Below are 19781 nucleotides of genomic sequence, written 5' to 3'. Positions count from 1 at the left end.
AACTGATTAATGTTCACAGTTTTCTGTATCTTTATCATCGAGTTGCATCTGTGTTTGATACATTACGCAGTACGATTTCCCCTTATCATTGAATTGGAGCACCAAATGAAAGTGGCAGTTCATCCTATTTCCCTCGCAGTATTAAGTGGCATGCTAACGCTTGCTGGCCCAGCAATGGCCGATACCATCAAGCTTCGTATTATCGAAACTACCGACATTCACACCAACGTGATGGATTACGATTACTACAAAGACCAACCATCACAGCAAATCGGTTTAAGTCGCGCTGCGACAATAGTGAAACAGGCTAAGTCTGAGGCAGAAAACACGGTACTAGTAGATAACGGCGATTTAATTCAGGGCAGCCCAATGGGCGATTACATGGCGGCAAAGGGGATTAATCCCGGCGACGTGCACCCAGTCTACAAAGCGATGAACAAGCTAGACTACGATGTGGGCAACATTGGCAATCATGAGTTCAACTATGGCTTAGATTTCCTACAAACGACGTTGAAGGGGGCAAACTTCCCTTACATCAATGCAAACGTATTTGATAAACAAACCGGTGAGCATTACTTCAAGCCTTACCTCATCAAAACTCACACATTTACAGACACAAACGGCGAAGCGCATCAAATAAAAGTGGGTTACATCGGCTTTGTACCACCACAAATTATGGTGTGGGATAAGAAGAACTTAGAAGGCAAAGTCTTTGCTAAAGACATTAAGGAAACAGCAGAGAAACTGATTCCTCAAATGAAGAAAGAAGGCGCAGACGTGATTGTGGCGATTCCACACTCGGGCATTTCTACTGATCCATACAAACTAGGCGCTGAAAACTCTGTTTACTACCTCACAGAAGTTGAAGGTATTGATGCGATTGCTTTTGGCCACTCTCACGCCGTCTTCCCAGGGAAAGACTTCGCAAACCTACCTGGTATTGATATAGATAAAGGGACCATCAATGGTGTAACGTCCGTGATGCCGGGCCGCTGGGGAAGTCACGTAGGTGTGATGGATTTGATGCTGAAAGAGAAAGAAGGCAGATGGCAAGTCGTCGAAGGCCAAGCAGAAGCACGCCCTATCTTCGATAAAGTAAATAAGAAGTCATTAGCTAAAGCCGATGCAGATATTGTGAAAGCGTTAGAAGAAGATCACAAAGGCACTCGTGAATTTGTAAACCAACCAATCGGCAAAGCAAATGATGTCATGTACAGCTTCTTGGCATTAGTGCAGGACGACCCCACCATTCAAATCGTTAACCTTGCTCAGAAAGACTACGTAGAACGCTTTATTCAAGGCGACCCAGACCTTTCTGACATTCCAGTACTGAGTGCGGCAGCACCATTTAAAGTCGGCGGTCGTAAGAACGATCCGAATAACTTTACAGAAGTCGAATCCGGTCAGCTCACCTTCCGTAATGCGGCCGATCTTTACTTATATCCAAACACCTTGGTTGCGATGAAAGTGAAAGGTAAAGAAGTTCGCGAATGGCTAGAGTGCAGTGCGGGTCAATTCAACCACATCGACATCAACAATCCTAAACCGCAATCTTTGATTGATTGGGATAATTTCCGTACGTACAACTTCGATGTTATTGATGGGGTTAACTACCAAATCGACGTTACCCAACCGCCGAAGTACGATGCGGATTGTAAAGTGATTAATCCGGATTCTCAGCGTATTGTGAACCTGACGTTCAATGGTAAGCCTGTCAATCCGAAGCAAGATTTCATCATCGCAACCAATAACTACCGTGCTTATAGCAATACTTTCCCTGGTACAGGCCCAGATTTCATTGCATTTGACGCACCAGATGAAAACCGCTCTGTCGTCGCCACTTATATTTCTCGCGTGAGTGAAGAAAAAGGAGAAGTGACACCAAGCGCTGACAACAACTGGTCTTTCGCACCGATTAAGTCCGATAACAAGCTAGATATTCGTTTCGAAACCTCCCCTAGCGATAAAGCGGCGCAATTCATCAAAGAGAAAGGACAATACCCAATGAAGCGCGTGTCAACAGATGACATTGGTTTCGCGATTTATCAAATCGATTTGAATAAATAAGGTTGATTTGACAGCAACACTAAGCGGCTCTCATGAGCCGCTTTTTTGTTATCAATAAAACCCGTTAAAATAAAGAAAACCGTTTCTGAGTTATCACATGCACAGCGATCTTTTTTCAGACTTAGTCAAACATGGCTTTTTAGAGACAGAAGCAAACCAACTTATTGAAAATGGTGAGTTGCTCGAACTGCCTACACGCCACATTCTTAATCACCAACGGGAGTTTAGCTCACACCTTTACTTCATCATTGAGGGGTTATGCCACGCAAGCTATCTTACTGAGCACGGCAAAGAATTCAGTAAAGAATTTTATTGGGAGAAGGACTGGGTTATCGGGTTTGAGAGCATAATAAAGGACCAACCTTCGCCTTACTTATTGGAAACGCTGAGCGCTTGTCAGCTATTTTGCTTGCCAATTGAAACGTTGCATCACTGGCGAGCAGAAAAGCACGCCATTTACTTAAAGCTACTCGAAAACCAACTGGTTAATAAAGAGAACAAAGAACGCTTTATGTTGCTCTACTCTCCAGAGGAACGATATCAATTATTTTGCGCTCATTACCCAGATTTAAAGCAACGTATTACCGATAGTCAAATTGCGGCCTACCTGGGCATTACGCCAATCAGTTTGAGTCGAATCAAAGCACGCTTAACCAAAGATCACACTCTCAAATAAACTCAAAAAAGAAAAAAGCTCTTCAAACGAAGAGCTTTTTCTCTGCTATTTGAGCTATTTAAGAATTCGCGCCCGGAACTGGCGCCCTTTCATCTTGCCGTTACTAATGGTTTGTAGAGCCTTTTTAGCTACAGACTTTTCGACGGCAACATAAGCGCGCACAGGGAACAGGTGAATCTTTCCGACTTGAGAGCCTGGAATACCATTTTTTCCTGTCAAACAACCTAAAATATCACCCGGTCGTACTTTCTGTTTCTTACCGCCATCAATGTTAATCGTCACCATTTTCGCTTGGTATGGCTGCTGATTTGATTTGGCAGGCAATGTTGCTGGTACCACGTCCATCTCTAGGTATTCTTCAATACGAGCTACACGTAAACCGTCTTTCTCACCAAAAAAGCTAAACGCTAAACCATTACTACCCGCACGACCTGTACGACCAATACGGTGCACATGAACCTCAGGATCGCGCGATAGCTCAAAGTTAAATACAGCATCAAGATTATCAACGTCCAAACCACGCGCCGCAACGTCTGTTGCAACAAGGATAGACACACTCTTGTTAGCAAACTGCACCAATGCTTGGTCGCGTTCACGCTGCTCTAAGTCCCCATGGATATCGATAACGCTGAATCCTTTGTGATGCAACTCATCTGCGACACTTTGAACTTCTTTTTTGGTATTACAAAAAACCACCGCGGACTCTGGTTGGTGAGTCAGCAGCAAATTAGCCAACGCTTCATCACGTGCTTCCGAGCCTTCAACTTTGTAGAAGTACTGCGCAATGCTTGAGGTATCATGCGTCGATTCCACCTTAATCACTTCCGGTGTCTGCATTACACGCTGCGCAATTTGCTCAATTTTTTCTGGAAAAGTAGCACTGAAAAGTAGAGTTTGACGCTGCTTTGGCGCTGCATCGATGATTGCATCTAATGCGTCTTGGAAACCCATGTCCAACATGCGATCAGCTTCATCTAGCACCAAGGTATTCAGTTCGCTAAGATCAATTCGGCCTTTCTCAAGGTGATCCAAAATACGACCAGGTGTACCAACTAGGATATGCGCACCATGCTCCAGCGAACCAATTTGTGGCCCCATTGGCATCCCACCGCAGAGAGTAAGCACTTTAATATTATGAATGCCGCGACCTAAAGTACGAATTTCCTTCGCTACTTGGTCTGCAAGCTCACGTGTTGGACACAATACTAATGACTGGACACGAAAGCGTTTGACGTTGAGGTTCGATAAAACCCCTAAACCAAATGCAGCGGTTTTACCTGAGCCCGTTTTACCCTGCCCGATGACATCACGATGTTTTAGGATTGCAGGCAAGCTCAAAGCTTGAATTGGCGTCATGTGGGTATAGTTCAGGGAATCAAGTGTGGCGAGTAACGCTGGATTCAGCCCAACTTGATCGAATGTTTGTTTGCTCACGGGGATATCCTCAGGTGAGATGGAAAGAGGGCACATTATCACCAGATTTGGTGGGAAAACCAGTGCTAATTAACCTTTGTTAATGAGTATGAGCTCAAAACAAAGTAAAGTCAGTCACTCTATTCTCATTACGGATGACAACATGCTCACTTGGATTACTTTGCCCTTTGCTCAGCTAACAACCACACAGCTGTATGAAATGATGAAATTGCGTGTGGATGTATTCGTTGTTGAACAAACCTGCCCTTATCCTGAACTTGATGGTAAGGACACACTCGAAGGCGTTTATCATCTAATAGGCTATCACGGTGATGAACTGGTTGCTTGCGCACGATTACTGCCCGCAGGCACTACGTATGACAATGTGAGTATTGGTCGAGTGGTGACAAAGCAGACCGCGCGAGGCGGTGGCTTAGGTCATAAGTTATTGGACAAGGCATTGGCACAATGCGAAACATTATGGCCAGGGCAGACAATAGATATAGGTGCTCAAGAACACCTCATCCAGTTTTATGCAAGTCATGGATTCAAGGTTATCTCAGAGTGCTACCTTGAAGATGGTATCCCTCATGTGGATATGCGGAAAGAATCCGTAGCGCTATAAGTTTCAATTCGATTGGTTACTATGAAAACTAATCGAATTAAAAAACTAACTAAAAAGACGCGATATATTCGCGTCTTTTCATTTGAAGCGTTTACTTGTTACGCCCAAAGGTCCCATCCGACAAACGGAAAAACATAACGGACCGCCCGCTTTTTTCCAGCTGTAGCATATCTAACTCGCCTTCGTCACTAAGCTTAAAGCGAATCAACTGTCCCTGCTTTATTTGGCTTAGCGGCTTATCACTGCCTTCTATTTTGACCAGAGCGCTAAGATCCGCCATAGAGAGCTGATTACTTCTGAAAACCTGCGCTAATGTATCACCATTTTTAACCGTGTACTCTTTCCAGTCTTCAGATTTCGGTCCAGAGTTCTGAGAGGTTCTCTGCTGGCTTAAACTCTGCGCGTTCAGCTCAATCGCTACGCGTTGATGATCGACCTCAGTCTGCTCAACTGGTTGATCTGTTTTATTTGGCAAAGGAATAACAAGGAGTACCAGAATCAATGGCACTAAGACCATCAAAGCACGCTGATGAAATTTAGGCAGACGCAACCAAAACTGCTTAACAGGCTGTATACGCTCCAACCATTGCTCTTTGTTGAACGGCTGCTTCCAGTCGATAGCAGCGAATTTTTGTTTAACCAATTCGACATAGTCGACTTGCTGCTTTTTCTTTCTGCGACGATTCATTGTAATGAGTCCCTTAATACTTCTACGGTCAGTATAAAAATACCGACGCGGAGAGTATATGTTTTTCACCAAACTAAAATGGAATTGGGATTAAATTAGCAGAAATTTCACTTGGAGTAAGAGATAAGTCACAACCTGGCCGCCTCAATTAAGCATTCAGTCGCAATCATTTAAACCTAAGCTCGAAACTGATATCCTGTTACCTTTATCACTCCTAATAAGAGCGACATTCATGTCTGAAATTAAATTTGAAACTGCAGAACAAAAAGCAAGCTACGGCATTGGTCTGCAAATGGGTCAGCAACTTGCAGGCTCTGGTCTTGAAGGTCTTAGCGTTGATGCTATCGCAGCGGGTATTGCAACAGCACTAACTGGTGACATGCCATCAATCGAAATTGATGAAATCAACAAAGCACTACAAGAACTTCACACTCGTGCAGAAACAGCTCGCCAAGAAGCAGCAAAAATTGCGGCAGCAGAAGGCGAAGCGTTCCTAAAAGACAACGCTCTACGACCTGAAGTTAACGTTCTAGACTCTGGTCTTCAGTACGAAATCATTTCTGAAGGTACTGGTGCAGTTCCTACAGCAGAAAGCTCAGTTCGCGTTCACTACCACGGTGAGCTAACTGACGGTACTGTATTCGATAGCTCTGTATCTCGCGGTCAACCTGCTGAATTCCCTGTTACAGGTGTAATCAAAGGTTGGGTAGAGGCACTACAACTAATGCCTGTTGGCTCTAAGTGGAAGCTATACGTACCACAAGATCTTGCGTACGGTGAGCGTGGCGCTGGTGCGGCTATCCCTCCATTTGCAGCTTTAGTTTTCGAAGTAGAACTGTTAGATATTATCTAATTGAAACCATTTTCAATTATGATTAAATAAAACGGCGCACTAGCGCCGTTTTTTTGTCTAAACTGAATAGACTTTCTCACCTCTGAACCTTTCACTCTGATAGCCTTTAAAAATAAAATCACTTTTAAAAAACGCTCAACCTTTGGAGGTACTATGCGTAAAACACTCCTAACTCTAGCACTCCTATCAATCAACATTGGTAGTGCGCACGCATTCTTAGATTCAGTCACTCAAAAAAGTAAAGAAAGTGGCCTGATGGACATGGTCGGCAGCAGCTTGAACACCGAGTCATCTCCATTAACAGACATGCTAACTAGCCAATTACCAGTATCCACTGAGCAAGCAGCCGGAGGCAGTGGTGCGCTACTCGCTTTGGCTCAAAGCCAGCTTTCGCAAGAAAATAGTAGTGAATTACAGTCTTTGATTCCTGGACTTTCAAACTTGCAAGGGGCACAAAGCTTACTAGGAAATATTGAGAATATCAGTGCAGTAAAAAGTGCATTCGATACGTTAGGTTTAGACCCATCTATGATCAGTCAGTTTGCTCCAGTAATCTTGGATTACTTGAACAAGCAAGGCGCTAGCGAAGGGCTTCTAAGTTCGTTGGGCGGGTTGTGGAATACTAGTAAATAAGCGCAAGTGATAATCACTTTTTAAATTGCCAGTCTGCATGGGTTGAAATAAATGCAGGCTGGATATAAAGGTTTACTGAATTACAGATACAAAAAAGCCGAGCTAATGCTCGGCTTTCTCGTTCTTACGAACTGATTACTCAGCAGCTTCTTCAGCAGCTGGGCGATCTACAAGCTCAATGTAAGCCATTGGAGCTTTATCACCAGCACGGAAGCCAGCTTTTAGGATACGAGTGTAACCGCCCTGACGAGCAGCAAAACGTGGACCTAGTTCGTTAAATAGTTTTGCAACTACTTCGTTGTCACGAGTACGTGCAAATGCTAGACGACGGTTAGCAACACTGTCAGTCTTAGCTAGTGTAATCAAAGGCTCAACTACGCGACGTAGCTCTTTTGCTTTTGGCAAAGTAGTCTTGATAACTTCATGACGTACTAGAGAGCTAGCCATGTTGCTGAACATCGCTTTGCGATGTGAGCTGTTGCGGTTGAGTTGACGACCACTCTTACGATGGCGCATGACCTAATCCTTCTAACTAGTATCGATTAATCTTCAGCGATTGATGCAGGTGGCCAGTTTTCTAAGCGCATGCCCAGAGACAGACCACGTGACGCAAGTACGTCTTTAATCTCAGTAAGAGATTTTTTACCAAGGTTAGGCGTTTTAAGTAGCTCAACCTCAGTACGTTGTACTAGATCACCGATGTAGTGAATCGCTTCTGCTTTCAGACAGTTAGCAGAGCGAACTGTTAGTTCAAGATCGTCTACAGGACGCAGTAGGATCGGATCGAATTCTGGCTTCTCTTCCTTCTCCTCAGGAACTCGTACATCACGAAGATCTACGAATGCATCCAATTGTTCAGCTAGGATTGTAGCTGCACGACGGATTGCTTCCTCAGGTTCTAGAGTACCGTTTGTTTCCATATCGATAACAAGCTTGTCTAGATCAGTACGCTGTTCTACACGAGCTGCTTCTACAGCGTAGGCAATTTTGTCTACTGGGCTGTAAGTAGCATCTACTAGTAGGCGACCGATAGGACGCTCGTCTTCTTCGTTATGGATACGCGCAGAAGCTGGAACATAACCACGACCACGTTCAACTTTGATACGCATTGCGATCTCAGCGTTGTCATCCGTTAGGTGACAAATTACGTGTTCAGGGTTAGCGATCTCTACATCACCATCATGGGTGATGTCACCTGCAACCACAGGGCCCGAGCCTGATTTGTTCAAAGTAATGAACACTTCATCTTTGCCTTCGGCAACGCGCACAGCCAAACCTTTAAGGTTTAGAAGAATTTCAAGAATATCTTCTTGAACGCCTTCTTTCGTGCTGTACTCATGAAGTACGCCTTCAATTTCTACTTCTGTTACAGCACAACCTGGCATAGAAGATAGAAGGATGCGGCGAAGTGCATTACCCAGAGTATGACCAAAGCCACGCTCTAATGGCTCAAGAGTTACTTTTGCGTGAGTCGAGCTGATTTGTTCGATGTCAACTAGACGTGGCTTAAGAAATTCTGTTACAGAACCCTGCATTGTGTCCTCTCTTTAGTTTAAACCTTACTTAGAGTAAAGCTCGACGATCAATTGTTCGTTGATGTCAGCTGATAGATCAGAACGCTCAGGCATACGCTTGAATGTACCTTCCATCTTGCCACCATCTACTTCAATCCAAGTTGGTTTTTCACGTTGTTCAGCAACTTCTAGAGCTGCTTTGATACGAGCTTGCTGTTTAGCTTTCTCGCGAATAGAAACAACGTCATTAGCCGCTACTTTGAAAGAAGGAACGTTTACAACTTTACCGTTTACTAGGATAGCTTTGTGGCTAACTAGCTGACGTGCTTCTGCGCGAGTTGCGCCAAAGCCCATGCGGTAAACTACGTTATCAAGACGACCTTCAAGAAGCTGAAGTAGGTTTTCACCAGTGTTGCCTTTTAGGCGAGCAGCTTCTTTGTAGTAGTTACGGAATTGTTTTTCTAGAACGCCGTACATACGACGTACTTTTTGCTTCTCACGAAGCTGAACGCCATACTCAGATAGACGACCGCGACGAGCGCCGTGTACACCTGGTGCGTTATCAATTTTACACTTGGTATCGATCGCGCGAACACCAGACTTAAGGAATAAGTCAGTGCCTTCACGACGGCTAAGCTTCAGCTTAGGACCCAAATATCTTGCCATGATTCTTCTCCAATTGTCCTAGAAACGTTATACGCGACGTTTCTTAGGTGGACGACAACCGTTATGAGGGATTGGTGTAGCATCAACGATGTTTGTGATGCGGAAACCAGCGGCGTTTAGTGCACGAACAGTAGATTCGCGACCTGGACCAGGACCCTTAACCATAACTTCCAAGTTCTTTAGGCCGTATTCTTTAGCCATTTCAGCACAACGCTCAGCAGCAACCTGTGCAGCGAACGGAGTAGACTTACGAGAACCACGGAAACCAGAACCACCTGCAGTAGCCCATGCAAGAGCGTTACCTTGACGGTCAGTAATGGTTACGATTGTGTTATTGAAAGAAGCATGGATGTGCGCAACGCCATCTGCAACTTGCTTGCGTACGCGCTTACGAGCGCGAGTTGGTTGTTTAGCCATTGTACTCTACCTTCCCGATTATTTCTTGATCGGCTTACGCGGACCCTTACGGGTGCGAGCGTTGGTTTTAGTACGCTGTCCACGTAGTGGTAGACTGCGACGATGACGAAGACCACGGTAACAGCCAAGGTCCATAAGACGCTTGATGTTCATAGATACTTCACGACGTAGATCACCTTCTACAGTGTACTTAGCTACACCATCACGCAGTTGATCGATCTGCTCTTCAGTTAGTTCACTGATCTTAACATTTTCAGCAATACCCACTTCAGCTAGGATAGCTTGAGAGCGAGTTTTACCGATGCCGTAGATCGCTGTTAGAGCGATTACTGCATGTTTCTGATCAGGAATGTTAATGCCTGCTATACGGGCCATTATTCACTCCTAAGTGTTTCTATAAAAGAATTAGCCGCAGCAAAGCCCGTTATGGATACGCTGCGGAATACTACTTCTTTTGCACGCAAAAGGTAGGCCGAGGAATATACTCGACCCAACCTTCATTTTCAAGTAAAAATTTCTGCTAATTAGCCTTGGCGCTGTTTGTGCTTTGGCTCACTGCAAATCACGCGAACGACACCGTTACGCTTGATTACTTTACAGTTACGGCAGATTTTTTTAACGGAAGCACGAACTTTCATTGCTAAACTCCGTAAATGAAACTGAGTCTACCGCCGGATTAACGGCCGTAGCCTTTCAGATTCGCTTTCTTCAACACAGAATCATACTGTTGAGACATCAGATGAGTCTGTACCTGTGCCATAAAGTCCATAATTACAACAACTACGATTAGTAGCGATGTACCGCCGAAGTAGAAACGTACGTTCCACGCGACCATCATGAACTCGGGAATCAGACAGATAAAGGTAATGTACAGTGCACCAGCAAGGGTTAAACGTGTCATTACTTTATCAATGTATTTCGCTGTCTGCTCACCTGGGCGGATACCGGGTACGAATGCACCAGACTTCTTCAAGTTATCTGCTGTTTCACGCGGGTTGAAAACCAACGCCGTGTAGAAGAAACAGAAGAAGATAATTGCTGCTGCATAAAGCATTACATACAACGGTTGACCTGGGCTAAGAGCCAAAGACACGTCAGTTAACCAACCGAACGCGCTGCTCTCACCGTTTTGACCAAACCACTGAGCCAATGTTCCTGGGAACAAGATAATACTTGATGCAAAAATCGCTGGAATTACACCTGCCATGTTAATTTTAAGAGGCAAATGCGAGCTTTGCGCAGCAAATACTTTACGACCTTGTTGACGTTTCGCATAGTTAACGACGATTCGGCGTTGACCACGTTCCATGAAAACAACGAAGTAAATTACTGCAAAAGCTAATACCGCGATTAGCAACAGAAGAAGTACATGCAATTCACCTTGACGCGCTTGCTCGATTGTTTGACCGATTGCAGAAGGCAATCCAGCAACAATACCTGCAAAAATCAGTATCGAAATACCGTTACCAATTCCGCGCTCTGTAATTTGTTCACCTAACCACATCAAGAACATGGTACCGGTTACTAAACTTACGGTAGCAATTAGCGTAAACATGGTTTGGTTGATAACAACCAGATTGTCGACCATGTTTGGTAGGCCAGTTGCAATACCTATAGCTTGGAAGGTTGCAAGTACAAGCGTGCCGTAGCGTGTGTATTGGCTTATCTTACGACGGCCTGCTTCACCCTCTTTTTTGAGTTCAGCTAACGCTGGATGAACTACAGTTAGCAATTGGACAACAATAGATGCCGAAATATACGGCATGATGCCCAATGCTAATATAGATGCACGCTCAAGAGCACCACCGGAGAACATGTTAAACATTTCAACGATGGTACCTTTTTGCTGTTCGAACAAATCGGCAAGTACAGCAGCGTCAATACCAGGAATCGGCACAAAAGAGCCGGCTCGGAATACTAAAAGTGCACCAATTACGAATAACAAGCGCGACTTTAGTTCACTTAAGCCGCTCTGAGCACTACGAAAATCTTGTCCTGGTTTCTTAGCCATCTGTACCTCGTTCCTCGAGATTATTCCTCGATTTTACCGCCTGCAGCTTCGATTGCAGCTTTAGCGCCTTTAGTCACACGTAGACCTTTAACAGTCACTGCTTTGTTGATTTCACCAGAAAGAACAACTTTTACAAATTCGATGTTCTTAGTGATGATGTTAGCAGCTTTAAGACTGTTTAGATCAACTACGTCACCAGAAACTTTCGCTAGCTCAGCTAGACGAACTTCAGCAGACACTAGGCTCTTACGAGAAGTGAAACCGAATTTTGGTAGACGTTGTTTCAGAGGCATCTGACCGCCTTCGAAACCTGGACGAACACTGCCGCCAGAACGTGATTTTTGACCTTTGTGACCACGGCCACCAGTTTTACCTAGGCCTGAACCGATACCACGACCTACTCGCTTCGCAGAAGTTTTCGCGCCAGCAGCCGGTGCTAGAGTATTCAAACGCATTCTGATTACTCCTCAACTTTAACCATGTAGTAAACCTTGTTGATCATACCGCGAATACACGGAGTATCTTCAAGTTCTACTGTGTGGTTGATTTTACGAAGACCTAGACCGCGCAAAGTAGCTTTGTGCTTTGGCAGACGACCAATTGAGCTTTTAGTTTGAGTTACTTTAATAGTTGCCATGGTGTTCTTACTCCGAAATAGATTCAACAGTTAGACCACGTTTAGCAGCAACCATTTCTGGTGACTTCATGCTACCTAGTGCATCGATCGTTGCACGAACGATGTTGATAGGGTTCGTAGAACCGTACGCTTTAGATAGTACGTTGTGTACACCAGCAACTTCTAGTACTGCACGCATCGCACCACCTGCGATAACACCAGTACCTTCTGCAGCAGGCTGCATGTAAACTTTAGAGCCCGAATGGCGACCTTTCACTGGGTGGTGAAGAGTGCCTTCGTTTAGAGCGATCGTAGTCATGTTACGACGCGCTTTTTCCATTGCTTTTTGAATCGCTGCAGGTACTTCACGAGCTTTGCCGTAACCGAAACCTACACGACCGTTACCGTCACCAACTACTGTTAGTGCAGTGAAGCTCATGATTCGACCACCTTTAACCGTTTTAGAAACACGGTTAACTGCGATTAGCTTTTCTTGCAAATCATTCGCTTGAACTTGTTGTTCTTTAGCCATCTTCCAACCCTACCTTAGAATTTCAGACCAGCTTCGCGAGCAGATTCTGCTAGCGCCGCTACTCGACCGTGGTATTGGAAACCAGAACGATCAAATGCAACTGCAGTTACGCCCTTCTCTAGAGCGCGCTCAGCAATAGCTTTACCCACTGCTTTAGCTGCATCAACGTTACCAGTGTATTTCACTTGCTCACGGATCGCTTTTTCTACAGTAGAAGCTGCTGCGATAACCTCAGAGCCGTTAGCCGCGATAACCTGTGCGTACACGTGACGAGGAGTACGGTGTACAACTAGGCGAGTCGCACCCAGTTCTGCAATCTTACGACGTGCACGTGTAGCACGACGGATGCGAGATGCTTTCTTATCCATAGTGTTACCTTACTTCTTCTTAGCTTCTTTAGTACGCACATTTTCATCTGCGTAACGAACACCTTTGCCTTTGTATGGCTCAGGCTCACGGTAAGAACGAATGTCAGCCGCAACTTGACCAACTAGTTGCTTGTCAGCACCAGTGATCACGATTTCAGTTTGGCTTGGACATTCAGCTTTAATACCCGCTGGCAACTCGTGCTCAACTGGGTGTGAGAAGCCTAGTGTTAGACCTACAGCGTTGCCTTTGATAGCAGCACGGTAACCTACACCTTTAAGAGTTAGCTTCTTAGTAAAGCCTTCAGTAACACCAACAACCATGTTGTTAACTAGAGCGCGAGCAGTACCTGCTTGAGCCCATGCGTTAGCAACACCTTCTTTAGGACCGAAAGTCAGGTTATTTTCTTCCTGAGCGATTACAACTGCGTTGTTAAGAACGCGAGTTAGTTCGCCTTTCGCACCTTTTACAGTGATTTCTTGGCCGTTTAGTTTCACCTCTACGCCAGCTGGAATAGCGACAGGTGCTTTTGCAACACGAGACATAGTCTACTCCTTATTAAGCTACGTAAGCGATGATTTCACCACCAAGACCTGCTTTACGTGCAGCGCGGTCTGACATAAGACCCTTGGAAGTAGAAACGATAGCAATACCAAGACCACCCATTACAGAAGGAAGTTCATCTTTCTTCTTGTAAACACGTAGACCTGGACGAGAAACACGTTTAAGTTGCTCGATTACTGGTTTAGCTTGGAAGTACTTAAGTGTAACTTCTAGCTCAGGTTTTGCTTCGCCTTCAACAGCGAAGTCAACGATGTAACCTTCAGCTTTTAGTAGTGCAGCAATTGCAACTTTAAGCTTTGAAGAAGGCATTTTTACAGCAACTTTGTTTGCTGCCTGACCGTTACGAACACGGGTCAGCATATCCGAAATCGGATCTTGCATGCTCATATGATTTACTCCAAATGATTAAGTGGCAATTACCAGCTAGCCTTACGAAGACCCGGAATCTCGCCTTTCATGCAAGCTTCACGAACCTTAATACGGCTTAGACCGAACTTACGTAGGTAACCGTGTGGACGACCAGTTTGGTTGCAACGGTTGCGCTGACGTGATGCACTTGAATCACGTGGAAGAGATTGCAGTGTAAGAACCGCGTTCCAACGATCTTCTTCAGATGCGTTTACATCGCTGATGATAGCTTTTAGCGCAGCACGCTTTTCAGCGAACTTAGCTACTAGCTTCGCACGTTTTGCTTCACGTGCTTTCATTGAATTTTTAGCCATAACAGTAACCCTTCACCTTACTTACGGAATGGGAAGTTAAAGGCAGCCAGCAGAGCACGGCCTTCCTCATCAGTACCAGCAGACGTCGTAATAGTGATGTCTAGACCGCGTACTCGATCAACTTTATCAAAGTCGATTTCCGGGAAGATGATTTGCTCGCGAACGCCCATGCTGTAGTTACCGCGACCGTCAAAAGACTTAGCGCTAACACCACGGAAGTCACGTACACGTGGAAGAGCGATGTTAATTAAACGCTCAAGAAAATCCCACATACGTTCGCCACGCAAGGTTACTTTACAACCGATAGGGTAGCCTTCACGGATTTTGAAACCTGCAACAGATTTGCGCGCTTTTGTGATAAGTGGCTTTTGACCAGAGATCGTTGCCATATCAGACGCTGCATTTTCTAGCAGTTTCTTATCGTTGATTGCTTCACCAACACCCATGTTTAGGGTGATTTTCTCGATTCTAGGGACTTGCATGACGCTTGTGTAACCGAACTGTTTGGTCAGTTCAGCGACTACAGACGACTTGTAGTAATCATGCAGTTTCGCCATAGTAGAACTCCAAATTACTTCTATTAGTTAGAAACGGTTTCGCCGTTAGACTTGAAGAAACGAACTTTTTTGCCGTCTTCAAAACGGAAACCGATACGGTCAGCTTTACCAGTAGCTGCGTTAAAGATAGCCACGTTAGAAACGTCGATAGCTGCTTCTTGCTCTACGATACCGCCTTGGATACCCATAGCTGGAACAGGTTTCTGATGTTTCTTAACTAGGTTGATACCTTCAACGATAACTTTACCAGTTGCTAGAACCTTAGTTACTTTACCTTTCTTGCCTTTGTCTTTACCAGCAAGAACGATTACTTCGTCATTACGACGGATTTTAGCTGCCATTTCTACGTGCTCCTTACAGAACTTCTGGAGCCAGTGAAACGATCTTCATGAACTTATCGCCACGAAGTTCGCGTGTCACAGGACCAAAGATACGTGTACCGATTGGTTGCTCAGTATTGTCGTTTAGCAATACGCAAGCATTTCGGTCGAAGCGAATGACAGAACCGTCAGGACGACGTACGCCTTTACGGGTGCGCACTACCACCGCCTTCAGAACATCACCTTTTTTAACTTTACCGCGAGGGATTGCTTCCTTCACAGTAACTTTGATGACGTCACCGATATGTGCATAACGGCGGTGAGAGCCACCCAGAACCTTAATACACATTACGCTGCGTGCGCCTGAGTTATCAGCTGCGTCCAGCATACTTTGCATTTGGATCATGTTAGTGCTCCGCTAAATATTAATAACTAGACCCATCACGGGTCGGGCTGCCTCTTTAAAAGGGACGCGAATTGTACCACCCTTTTTTGTGATTGGGTAGTCAAAAAATAAACGGCTCCAAAAATATTTTGGAGCCGCTTTAGTTTCATAGAATTAACGAGATTAAATCTTCGCCTTTTCTAGAACTTTTACCAAAGTCCAAGACTTAGTCTTAGACAGTGGACGACACTCTGCGATTTCAACTGTGTCGCCTAGGCCACACTCGTTGTTCTCGTCATGTGCGTGTACTTTAGTCGTACGTTTTACGTATTTACCGTAGATTGGGTGTTTTACGAAACGTTCGATAGCAACAGTGATAGACTTGTCCATCTTGTCGCTAACAACACGACCTTGTTGAGTACGTTTTACTTCGCTCATTATGCGCCTGCCTTCTCAGTCAAAACAGTTTTCACACGTGCGATATCACGGCGTACAGCTTTCAGAGTATGAGTTTGCTGTAGTTGACCAGTCGCAGCTTGCATGCGCAAGTTGAACTGTTCGCGTAGCAAATTCATTAGCTCAGCGTTAAGCTCTTCAACGCTTTTCTCGCGTAGATCTTGTGCTTTCATCACATCACCTGCTTAGTTACAAATGTAGTTTTGAAAGGCAGTTTACGTGCCGCAAGACGGAACGCTTCACGTGCCAATTCTTCAGGTACACCACCCATTTCGTACATAACCTTACCAGGTTGGATTTGGGCTACCCAGTACTCAACGTTACCTTTACCCTTACCTTGACGAACTTCAAGTGGTTTTTCTGTGATTGGTTTGTCTGGGAACACACGGATCCAGATTTTACCTTGACGCTTAACGTGACGTGTCATTGCACGACGTGCCGCTTCGATTTGACGAGCAGTTAGACGACCACGGCCAACAGCTTTAAGACCGAATTCGCCGAAGCTTACATCAGTACCTTTAGCTAGACCACGGTTACGACCAGTCTGAACCTTACGGAACTTAGTACGTTTAGGTTGTAGCATCTGTCGACTCCTTACTTACGGCCTTTACGCTGCTTCTTAGGCTTGTCGCCTTTAGGCTCTACAGCGTTAGCTGCTGGCATACCACCTAGGATTTCACCTTTGAAGATCCAAGTTTTAATGCCGATCACACCGTATTGAGTGTGAGCCGAAGAAGTTGCGTAATCAATGTCAGCACGTAGAGTGTGTAGAGGCACACGGCCTTCACGGTACCACTCTGAACGTGCGATTTCAGCGCCGCCTAGACGACCGCTTACTTCCACTTTGATACCTTTAGCGCCTAGGCGCATTGCGTTTTGTACTGCGCGCTTCATAGCACGACGGAACATAACACGACGCTCTAGCTGAGACGCGATGCTGTCACCAACAAGTTGTGCATCTAGTTCAGGCTTACGTACTTCAGCGATGTTAATTTGCGCTGGTACACCTGCAATTTTAGCTACAGCTGCGCGTAGCTTCTCAACGTCTTCACCTTTCTTACCGATAACAACGCCTGGACGAGCAGTGTGAATAGTCACACGGATGCTCTTAGCAGGACGCTCGATAACGATACGTGATAGAGACGCTTTTTTCAGTTCACTTGTAAGGAACTGACGTACCTTGAAGTCGCCGTCTAGGTTGTCAGCGAAATCTTTGGTGTTAGCAAACCATGTAGCATTCCAAGGCTTAACGATGCCTAGACGAATACCATTTGGATGTACTTTTTGACCCATTGCTTACTCTCCTAGTCTCTAGCGATCTGCTACAACAACAGTGATGTGGCTTGAACGCTTCAAGATACGATCCGCACGACCTTTAGCACGAGGCATAATACGCTTCATGGTTGGGCCTTCATCTACAAAGATTTTTGCGACATTCAGATCGTCAATATCTGCACCTTCGTTGTGCTCCGCGTTAGCGATAGCAGACTCTAGAACTTTCTTAACTAGTGCAGCAGCTTTTTTGTTGCTGAACGTTAGGATTTCTAGAGCTTGGTCAACAGATTTACCACGGATTAGATCCGCAACTAAGCGAGCTTTCTGAGGCGAAATGCGAGCAAAGTTATGTTTAGCAATTGCTTCCATTATCTACTCCTTAGCGCTTCTTAGCTTTCTTATCCGCAGCGTGACCGCGGTAAGTACGTGTTGGTGCGAATTCACCCAGTTTGTGACCGATCATTTCATCAGTTACAAATACTGGTACGTGCTGACGACCATTATGGACAGCGATGGTCAAACCGATCATCGTAGGGATGATCATTGAACGACGGGACCAAGTCTTAATAGGCTTTTTGTCTCCGCTTTCCACCGCTTTCTCTACCTTCTTCAGCAAGTGTAGGTCAATAAAAGGACCTTTCTTGAGAGAACGTGGCATGGCGATTCCTCTTTATATAGATTACTTGTTACGACGACGTACGATGTACTTGTCAGTGCGTTTGTTCTTACGAGTCTTGAAGCCTTTAGTAGGCATACCCCAAGGAGATACTGGGTGACGACCACCAGAAGTACGACCTTCACCACCACCATGTGGGTGGTCAATCGGGTTCATTACAACACCACGAACCGTTGGACGGATACCGCGATGACGTGATGCACCTGCTTTACCAAGTTCACGTAGCATGTGCTCAGAGTTACCAACTTCACCGATTGTTGCACGGCCTTCAGAAAGAACTTTGCGCATCTCGCCAGAACGTAGACGGATAGTTACGTACGCACCGTCGCGAGCAACGATTTGAGCGTAAGCACCAGCCGAACGAGCTAGCTGACCACCTTTACCAGGCTTAAGTTCAACGTTATGTACTGTTGAACCTACTGGGATATTACGCATTGGTAGAGTGTTACCAGCTTTGATTGGTGCATCAACACCAGACTGAATAACATCACCAGCTACAACACCTTTAGGTGCTAGGATGTAGCGACGCTCACCGTCTTTGTAAAGAACTAGAGCAATGTTTGCGCTACGGTTTGGATCGTATTCAAGACGCTCAACTGTCGCTGGAATACCATCTTTAGTACGTTTGAAGTCAACTACACGGTAGTGATGCTTGTGACCACCGCCGATGTGACGTACTGTGATACGACCCTTGTTGTTACGACCACCGTTCTTAGAGTTTTTCTCTAGAAGAGGTGCGTATGGCTTGCCCTTGTGTAGGTCAGCGTTAACAACTTTAACAACGTGACGACGACCAGGGGAAGTCGGCTTACATTTAACAATAGCCATTTTTAACTACTCCTGTTATTCCGCGCCGCCAACGAAGTCAAGATCTTGACCTTCTTTCAAAGTAACGTACGCTTTCTTAACGTCGCTGCGGCGACCTTGGCGTAGACCTTGACGTTTGGTCTTACCCTTAGTGATAAGAGTATTTACAGACTTAACTTCAACTTCAAATAGCTTTTCTACAGCTGCTTTGATCTCTTTTTTAGTCGCATCTTTAGCTACTTTGAAAACGATAGTGTTCGCTTTCTCAGCTGCCATAGTTGCTTTTTCAGAGATGTGCGGTGCACGTAGAACTTTTAGGATACGCTCTTCAGTGATCATGCTAGCATTTCCTCTACTTGCTTAACTGCTTCTGCAGTCATTACAACTTTGTCAAACGCGATTAGAGATACTGGATCGATACCAGCAACATCACGTGCGTCAACTTTGTATAGGTTACGAGCAGCTAGGAATAGATTCTCATCTACTTCGCTAGTCACGATTAGAGCGTCAGTTAGCTCAAGCTCTTTAAGCTTAGCAACTAGCTCTTTAGTCTTTGGTGCTTCAACTGAGAAGTTATCAACAACGATTAGACGCTCTTGACGAACAAGCTCAGAAAGAATGCTCTTCATAGCACCACGGTACATTTTTTTGTTTACTTTTTGGCTGTGATCTTGTGGTTTCGCAGCAAAAGTAACACCACCTGTACGCCAGATTGGGCTACGGATTGTACCAGCACGCGCACGGCCAGTACCTTTTTGACGCCATGGCTTAGCGCCACCGCCAGAAACTTCTGAACGTGTTTTTTGAGCACGAGTACCTTGACGAGCACCTGCTGCGTACGCAACAACTACTTGGTGTACAAGAGCTTCGTTAAACTCACGTCCGAAAGTAGTTTCGGAAACAGTTAGTGCATCGGCACCTTTAACCATTAGTTCCATTACT

The 19781-nt window shown here is 45.2% G+C and carries 33 protein-coding genes; 5 read left to right on the top strand and 28 right to left on the bottom strand.

Going from position 1 to position 19781, the window contains the following annotated elements:
* Positions 1-105: 105 nt before the first annotated feature.
* Both cpdB and R7Z47_RS20700 read left to right on the top strand, forming a co-directional pair.
* Positions 106-2067, top strand: a complete 1962-nt coding sequence (cpdB, locus tag R7Z47_RS20705; protein ID WP_262606787.1) for a 2',3'-cyclic-nucleotide 2'-phosphodiesterase — start codon at positions 106-108, stop codon at positions 2065-2067.
* Between the two features lie 97 nt (positions 2068-2164).
* A complete protein-coding gene (locus R7Z47_RS20700) occupies positions 2165-2743 on the top strand; it encodes a Crp/Fnr family transcriptional regulator (protein ID WP_262606786.1) in 579 nt (192 codons plus the stop codon).
* Positions 2744-2797: 54 nt separating this feature from the next.
* On the opposite strand, the gene dbpA is transcribed toward R7Z47_RS20700, so the two are convergent.
* A complete protein-coding gene (dbpA, locus tag R7Z47_RS20695) occupies positions 2798-4177 on the bottom strand; it encodes an ATP-dependent RNA helicase DbpA (RefSeq protein WP_262606785.1) in 1380 nt (459 codons plus the stop codon).
* A 142-nt stretch (positions 4178-4319) separates the two neighbouring features.
* Here dbpA and R7Z47_RS20690 point away from each other — a divergent pair, with 142 nt between their 5' ends.
* Complete coding sequence (locus tag R7Z47_RS20690) at positions 4320-4781, top strand: GNAT family N-acetyltransferase (protein ID WP_017820295.1); 462 nt, start codon at positions 4320-4322, stop codon at positions 4779-4781.
* Positions 4782-4872: 91 nt separating this feature from the next.
* On the opposite strand, the gene R7Z47_RS20685 is transcribed toward R7Z47_RS20690, so the two are convergent.
* The gene (locus R7Z47_RS20685; protein WP_017820296.1) at positions 4873-5469 is read right to left on the bottom strand and encodes a LysM-like peptidoglycan-binding domain-containing protein; all 597 of its coding nucleotides are present in this window, start codon (positions 5467-5469) and stop codon (positions 4873-4875) included.
* 232 nt (positions 5470-5701) lie between these two features.
* Between R7Z47_RS20685 and R7Z47_RS20680 the strand changes: the two genes are divergently transcribed.
* Together R7Z47_RS20680 and R7Z47_RS20675 are read left to right on the top strand one after the other, a co-directional pair.
* A complete protein-coding gene (locus R7Z47_RS20680) occupies positions 5702-6322 on the top strand; it encodes an FKBP-type peptidyl-prolyl cis-trans isomerase (protein ID WP_005383137.1) in 621 nt (206 codons plus the stop codon).
* Between the two features lie 153 nt (positions 6323-6475).
* On the top strand, positions 6476-6955 hold the full coding sequence (locus R7Z47_RS20675) for a DUF2780 domain-containing protein (protein WP_017820297.1): 480 nt from the start codon (positions 6476-6478) through the stop codon (positions 6953-6955).
* Between the two features lie 135 nt (positions 6956-7090).
* On the opposite strand, the gene rplQ is transcribed toward R7Z47_RS20675, so the two are convergent.
* The 26 genes from rplQ to rplD all read right to left on the bottom strand — a co-directional run bounded on the left by rplQ (position 7091) and on the right by rplD (position 19777).
* A complete protein-coding gene (gene rplQ / locus R7Z47_RS20670; protein WP_005383141.1) occupies positions 7091-7471 on the bottom strand; it encodes a 50S ribosomal protein L17 in 381 nt (126 codons plus the stop codon).
* Between the two features lie 26 nt (positions 7472-7497).
* The gene (locus R7Z47_RS20665) at positions 7498-8490 is read right to left on the bottom strand and encodes a DNA-directed RNA polymerase subunit alpha (protein WP_005383143.1); all 993 of its coding nucleotides are present in this window, start codon (positions 8488-8490) and stop codon (positions 7498-7500) included.
* Positions 8491-8514: 24 nt separating this feature from the next.
* Positions 8515-9135: a 30S ribosomal protein S4 gene (gene rpsD / locus R7Z47_RS20660; protein WP_005383146.1), complete on the bottom strand. Its 621-nt coding sequence runs from the start codon at positions 9133-9135 to the stop codon at positions 8515-8517.
* A 27-nt stretch (positions 9136-9162) separates the two neighbouring features.
* Positions 9163-9552 carry a 30S ribosomal protein S11 gene (rpsK, locus tag R7Z47_RS20655; RefSeq protein WP_001118870.1) on the bottom strand — a complete coding sequence of 130 codons (390 nt, stop codon included), beginning with the start codon at positions 9550-9552 and terminating at the stop codon, positions 9163-9165.
* 18 nt (positions 9553-9570) lie between these two features.
* Positions 9571-9927, bottom strand: a complete 357-nt coding sequence (rpsM, locus tag R7Z47_RS20650) for a 30S ribosomal protein S13 (RefSeq protein ID WP_005383154.1) — start codon at positions 9925-9927, stop codon at positions 9571-9573.
* Between the two features lie 149 nt (positions 9928-10076).
* Positions 10077-10190 carry a 50S ribosomal protein L36 gene (rpmJ, locus tag R7Z47_RS20645; RefSeq protein WP_000868186.1) on the bottom strand — a complete coding sequence of 38 codons (114 nt, stop codon included), beginning with the start codon at positions 10188-10190 and terminating at the stop codon, positions 10077-10079.
* 38 nt (positions 10191-10228) lie between these two features.
* Positions 10229-11563 carry a preprotein translocase subunit SecY gene (gene secY, locus R7Z47_RS20640; RefSeq protein WP_005379562.1) on the bottom strand — a complete coding sequence of 445 codons (1335 nt, stop codon included), beginning with the start codon at positions 11561-11563 and terminating at the stop codon, positions 10229-10231.
* Between the two features lie 20 nt (positions 11564-11583).
* Positions 11584-12018, bottom strand: a complete 435-nt coding sequence (gene rplO, locus R7Z47_RS20635; RefSeq protein WP_005383155.1) for a 50S ribosomal protein L15 — start codon at positions 12016-12018, stop codon at positions 11584-11586.
* Positions 12019-12023: 5 nt separating this feature from the next.
* A complete protein-coding gene (gene rpmD / locus R7Z47_RS20630) occupies positions 12024-12200 on the bottom strand; it encodes a 50S ribosomal protein L30 (protein ID WP_005379565.1) in 177 nt (58 codons plus the stop codon).
* Between the two features lie 7 nt (positions 12201-12207).
* The gene (rpsE, locus tag R7Z47_RS20625; RefSeq protein ID WP_004745894.1) at positions 12208-12711 is read right to left on the bottom strand and encodes a 30S ribosomal protein S5; all 504 of its coding nucleotides are present in this window, start codon (positions 12709-12711) and stop codon (positions 12208-12210) included.
* A gap of 14 nt (positions 12712-12725) precedes the next feature.
* Positions 12726-13079, bottom strand: a complete 354-nt coding sequence (gene rplR, locus R7Z47_RS20620; RefSeq protein ID WP_005379568.1) for a 50S ribosomal protein L18 — start codon at positions 13077-13079, stop codon at positions 12726-12728.
* Between the two features lie 9 nt (positions 13080-13088).
* A complete protein-coding gene (gene rplF, locus R7Z47_RS20615; RefSeq protein ID WP_005379570.1) occupies positions 13089-13622 on the bottom strand; it encodes a 50S ribosomal protein L6 in 534 nt (177 codons plus the stop codon).
* 13 nt (positions 13623-13635) lie between these two features.
* Positions 13636-14028, bottom strand: a complete 393-nt coding sequence (gene rpsH, locus R7Z47_RS20610) for a 30S ribosomal protein S8 (protein WP_005379572.1) — start codon at positions 14026-14028, stop codon at positions 13636-13638.
* A gap of 29 nt (positions 14029-14057) precedes the next feature.
* Positions 14058-14363, bottom strand: coding sequence for a 30S ribosomal protein S14 (gene rpsN / locus R7Z47_RS20605; protein WP_004410442.1), 306 nt, complete (start codon positions 14361-14363; stop codon positions 14058-14060).
* A gap of 17 nt (positions 14364-14380) precedes the next feature.
* Positions 14381-14920, bottom strand: a complete 540-nt coding sequence (rplE, locus tag R7Z47_RS20600) for a 50S ribosomal protein L5 (RefSeq protein WP_005379573.1) — start codon at positions 14918-14920, stop codon at positions 14381-14383.
* Between the two features lie 23 nt (positions 14921-14943).
* The gene (gene rplX / locus R7Z47_RS20595) at positions 14944-15261 is read right to left on the bottom strand and encodes a 50S ribosomal protein L24 (RefSeq protein ID WP_005379574.1); all 318 of its coding nucleotides are present in this window, start codon (positions 15259-15261) and stop codon (positions 14944-14946) included.
* 13 nt (positions 15262-15274) lie between these two features.
* Positions 15275-15646, bottom strand: coding sequence for a 50S ribosomal protein L14 (gene rplN, locus R7Z47_RS20590; RefSeq protein WP_004410450.1), 372 nt, complete (start codon positions 15644-15646; stop codon positions 15275-15277).
* Positions 15647-15808: 162 nt separating this feature from the next.
* Positions 15809-16063, bottom strand: coding sequence for a 30S ribosomal protein S17 (gene rpsQ, locus R7Z47_RS20585; RefSeq protein ID WP_005379575.1), 255 nt, complete (start codon positions 16061-16063; stop codon positions 15809-15811).
* Positions 16063-16254, bottom strand: coding sequence for a 50S ribosomal protein L29 (gene rpmC / locus R7Z47_RS20580; RefSeq protein ID WP_005379576.1), 192 nt, complete (start codon positions 16252-16254; stop codon positions 16063-16065). The genes rpsQ and rpmC overlap by 1 nt, the downstream gene beginning before the upstream one ends.
* Positions 16254-16664, bottom strand: coding sequence for a 50S ribosomal protein L16 (rplP, locus tag R7Z47_RS20575; RefSeq protein ID WP_005379577.1), 411 nt, complete (start codon positions 16662-16664; stop codon positions 16254-16256). The genes rpmC and rplP overlap by 1 nt, the downstream gene beginning before the upstream one ends.
* An 11-nt stretch (positions 16665-16675) precedes the next feature.
* On the bottom strand, positions 16676-17374 hold the full coding sequence (rpsC, locus tag R7Z47_RS20570; RefSeq protein ID WP_005383161.1) for a 30S ribosomal protein S3: 699 nt from the start codon (positions 17372-17374) through the stop codon (positions 16676-16678).
* An 18-nt stretch (positions 17375-17392) separates the two neighbouring features.
* Entirely contained in the window at positions 17393-17725 is a 333-nt protein-coding gene (gene rplV / locus R7Z47_RS20565; RefSeq protein WP_005383164.1) for a 50S ribosomal protein L22, read from the bottom strand.
* A 10-nt stretch (positions 17726-17735) separates the two neighbouring features.
* Entirely contained in the window at positions 17736-18014 is a 279-nt protein-coding gene (gene rpsS, locus R7Z47_RS20560) for a 30S ribosomal protein S19 (RefSeq protein ID WP_004394525.1), read from the bottom strand.
* A gap of 21 nt (positions 18015-18035) precedes the next feature.
* A complete protein-coding gene (gene rplB, locus R7Z47_RS20555) occupies positions 18036-18860 on the bottom strand; it encodes a 50S ribosomal protein L2 (RefSeq protein WP_005383168.1) in 825 nt (274 codons plus the stop codon).
* Positions 18861-18875: 15 nt separating this feature from the next.
* On the bottom strand, positions 18876-19178 hold the full coding sequence (gene rplW, locus R7Z47_RS20550) for a 50S ribosomal protein L23 (RefSeq protein WP_004398471.1): 303 nt from the start codon (positions 19176-19178) through the stop codon (positions 18876-18878).
* Positions 19175-19777 carry a 50S ribosomal protein L4 gene (gene rplD / locus R7Z47_RS20545; protein ID WP_005379556.1) on the bottom strand — a complete coding sequence of 201 codons (603 nt, stop codon included), beginning with the start codon at positions 19775-19777 and terminating at the stop codon, positions 19175-19177. Before rplD ends, rplW begins: the two co-directional genes overlap by 4 nt.
* Positions 19778-19781: the final 4 nt, after the last annotated feature.

Origin of the sequence: Vibrio sp. 1641, from assembly GCF_033339995.1 — a bacterium.
In the GTDB taxonomy this organism is placed as follows: Bacteria; Pseudomonadota; Gammaproteobacteria; order Enterobacterales; family Vibrionaceae; genus Vibrio; species Vibrio alginolyticus.
Note: the sequence above shows the minus strand (reverse complement) of the source record. Positions and strands in the feature narration are given on the sequence as shown.